Origin of the sequence: Microbulbifer harenosus (assembly GCF_005771435.1) — a bacterium.
GTDB classification, from domain to species: domain Bacteria; phylum Pseudomonadota; class Gammaproteobacteria; order Pseudomonadales; family Cellvibrionaceae; genus Microbulbifer; species Microbulbifer harenosus.
The window spans coordinates 1-2974 of the sequence record NZ_VANI01000036.1 but is presented as its reverse complement, the minus strand read 5'-3'; the positions used below and the strand labels follow the sequence as shown (position 1 = coordinate 2974).

Below are 2974 nucleotides of genomic sequence, written 5' to 3'. Positions count from 1 at the left end.
ACCCACGGGAAACCAACGCACAGTTTCCGTTAATCATCCTCCTTGTCGATCAACATCCCCTGCGCCTGAGCTTTGCTCGGCGCACCACAAAGTAAGCCGTCCCCTGCAGCGCCTGGTTATGGTTTGCCGCGCTGCGGACTCGCTTACCGGCACGCTGCCAGCCACGACTTGGCTGGCCACCGCCCGAAAATTACGAGGAAAGAATACCGCACTTTCCCCAACCAATTTTTATCTTATTGGCACGCCACAATACTGCAGCGGAATCGCCTCTTTTACTGAAAACAAGCGAACGCTCTAGGAACGAAACTGCTTGAATGTGCCCAGGCAAAAGGCCAAATACTGGATGCCAAAAATGTGCGCAAAAATTGCAGCCGCACAAATATTAATTTTTACCGACCGGCACCATAACGCCGCCGGCAGGGGCGGCTTACCTTGTGCGTGTTTTGCGCGAAAATGGGAGCGCAGCGACCCGCGTAAAACGTGCACAAGGTAAGCCGTCCCACGGAGGGCCGAAGGCCCGGAGTAAATTGCCCGGCCTTGTTATGAGTTTTATCTTAGCTCTTGGCCCAACCATAAACTATAAGATGATTGATTATAGAGTGAGACTCTTTCTTCCCCTGCAGCTCGTTTGATAGCTCACTACCACCCCATTCTTTTGACATAAGATGATCGTGCGACTGCCCAGATTTCTCTGCCTCATTAGCTATCGCCTGCAAGCGCGATGCTAACCAGCGAAGTTTATCTGGCGAACCATGGATATAGATTTGCTCACACTCTTCATCCCTCTCGACGGTTAGCACTATATTCTCCAAGACTCATAACGCCGCAATCAGACGCGGCTTACTTTGTGTGCTTTTTGCACGAAAATGGGAGCGCAGCGACCGTGCAAAAAGTGCACAAAGTAAGACGTCGGCTGCATTGCTTTGTTAAGCGTCCGGGCCAAGGTCCGAGTACTTTGCTGGAATTCCAAAGAGATTTACCAACTTCTCTTGTAGCATTACAAGCCACATTCGAGACTCTAGGGAGTGACGCGAACTAGCAATTAAAGAGACGCAACTTCCGTTTTCTGCCATGAATGCTAAACCTAACTCTCCCCACCCCTTTGCCGGAACCATTTCATAAAGCTCGATGTACTTTACTTCCTCGATTCTTGCACAAACACTTCGATTGTTTTTGATACAGCCGATCAACTCTCCATTTGATGTAGACCACGCAATAAACTTCCCTTGGAGTGTAGATGCGTATTTCTCTTTAATTTCCTCTGGAGCTTCATCTTTCAGAGGAATATCAGCCTCTACAGTTATCGGCCTTTCAATCTCAAACCAGGCTTTCATTCTTTTTTACGCTTAACGCCCGCAGCAGGGGCGACCAATGCTATGCACATTTTGTGCGAAACTGGGAGCGCAGCGACCCGCACAAAATGTGCATAGCGTTGGGCGTCCCGCGAAGGCCCGAAGGGCCGGAGCAAACTGCCTGCGCTTGTTAACTGCTTACCACCAGAGTTCGTGCAAATAGAGCTGAAGACTTCTGAGGTGCAACCCCCAATGCGAAATGTAACTTTGCTCCAAGTGCCATAACGCGTCATCTTCTGAGGTGTTTTTAAAATACCAGAGAACATCTAGTAGATCACCTACGATATCTGCCAGATCGTCTACAGCATCCCCGACTGAAATCTCCGTATTTTCTAGATTTTCAGAGATTTCTAAAACAGTGTTGTAGTAGCCAATCTTTGGAAATCTTGACTCAATCTTTGACCTAATTGTTTTGTAATCTTTATTTGGAGCATCAGCATAATCTTTTTCATCAAAGGTGAACTTTGCAGAAGAAACTATGATTGGAAGTTTATCTAGGTGCTCCAATAGCAATCCGATATCATCCTCCACTCCAGATTCCACCAGGATGAAATCTACAAATTCTTTGATTGATGCTTCGATATTCATCTTGCAGTTAACGCCCGCAACAGGGGCGACCAATGCTATGCACATTTTGTGCGAAACTGGGAGCGCAGCGACCCGCACAAAATGTGCATAGCGTTGGGCGTCCCGCGGAGGCCCGAAGGGCCGCAGCATCCTGCTTGCGTTTGTTAAATTTCATTGCAACTGATCCATTAGCTTCCCTTGCTCATGTAGCTCATGGCATACATCCAATGCGGAATTAAAAGAATTTTCAGATTTTTCCTGTATCATCTCCAATAGAGAGACACAGATAGTAAGCGTGGATTTTATGTGACGCTTCAGTGTTTTTTCAGACCTAGGATAACTTCCGAAAGTAACTTCAAGTGTATCTATATTTGTAGAACCATAAGCCCCGAAAGTTCCGCTGTAATTTGGATGTGCATACTCCGACAACATTTCGTAATGCCTTCTAAATTTTCCCTCTAGCACTTTATCGACAGAATCAATGCACTTAAATACGTTAATTTTTTCGGGAAACTCGGCATCATTTGACCACCCTAGAATTAACCTTCTAACAGTTTCGCTAAAGTGTTTAAGGTCTTTATTTTTGCTAAATTGATCAAGTTTATAGTTGATAAACCAAGCTACCGCGATTGTCTCTTGTGCGGCCCTTACAGAAACCAATGAGCCTATCAGAAGATTTGACTTATAAAGTTGACATGCTGACTTAGCCAGCTCAATAAATCTGTATAAGACGGCTTCTCTGTAGTAATCGGCATCAAATGTCGGTTTATACGCAATATTTTTAGTCAATGGCTGGACTGTGGTCCTTAGGTGTGCACCCCAGGTATTTAGCCGAACTAATACTTCATCAATGTCCTTATGCACGATATCTCCGGTCGGAATTTAACGCCGCGCTCAGCCGCGGCTAACTTTGTGCGCTTTTTGCGCGATAATGGGAGCGAAGCGACCGCGTAAAAAGTGCGCAAAGTTAGACGTCGGCCTGCAGCGCATTGTTATGTGGAAGATGGCACTTGCTAGGAACATACATTTTCCTCTGCAAGACCTAATTCTATATT

At 46.1% G+C, this 2974-nt stretch carries 4 protein-coding genes; all 4 read right to left on the bottom strand.

Features of this window, described 5'->3' with window-relative positions; translation table 11 throughout:
* Positions 1–554: 554 nt before the first annotated feature.
* The 4 genes from FDY93_RS19985 to FDY93_RS19115 all read right to left on the bottom strand — a co-directional run bounded on the left by FDY93_RS19985 (position 555) and on the right by FDY93_RS19115 (position 2783).
* Complete coding sequence (locus tag FDY93_RS19985) at positions 555–800, bottom strand: Imm32 family immunity protein (RefSeq protein ID WP_171019044.1); 246 nt, start codon at positions 798–800, stop codon at positions 555–557.
* 126 nt (positions 801–926) lie between these two features.
* Complete coding sequence (locus tag FDY93_RS19125) at positions 927–1334, bottom strand: hypothetical protein (RefSeq protein ID WP_138237358.1); 408 nt, start codon at positions 1332–1334, stop codon at positions 927–929.
* 156 nt (positions 1335–1490) lie between these two features.
* Positions 1491–1940, bottom strand: a complete 450-nt coding sequence (locus FDY93_RS19120; protein WP_171019043.1) for a DUF5063 domain-containing protein — start codon at positions 1938–1940, stop codon at positions 1491–1493.
* A gap of 150 nt (positions 1941–2090) precedes the next feature.
* Positions 2091–2783, bottom strand: a complete 693-nt coding sequence (locus FDY93_RS19115) for a hypothetical protein (protein ID WP_138237356.1) — start codon at positions 2781–2783, stop codon at positions 2091–2093.
* Positions 2784–2974 lie beyond the last annotated feature (191 nt).

What these genes read in the sequence shown, in the direction of transcription:
- FDY93_RS19125 (WP_138237358.1), bottom strand. Translation starts at nt 1,334, where the DNA reads ATGAAAGCCTGGTTTGAGATTGAAAGGCCGATAACTGTAGAGGCTGAT.
- FDY93_RS19120 (WP_171019043.1), bottom strand. Translation starts at nt 1,940, where the DNA reads ATGAATATCGAAGCATCAATCAAAGAATTTGTAGATTTCATCCTGGTG.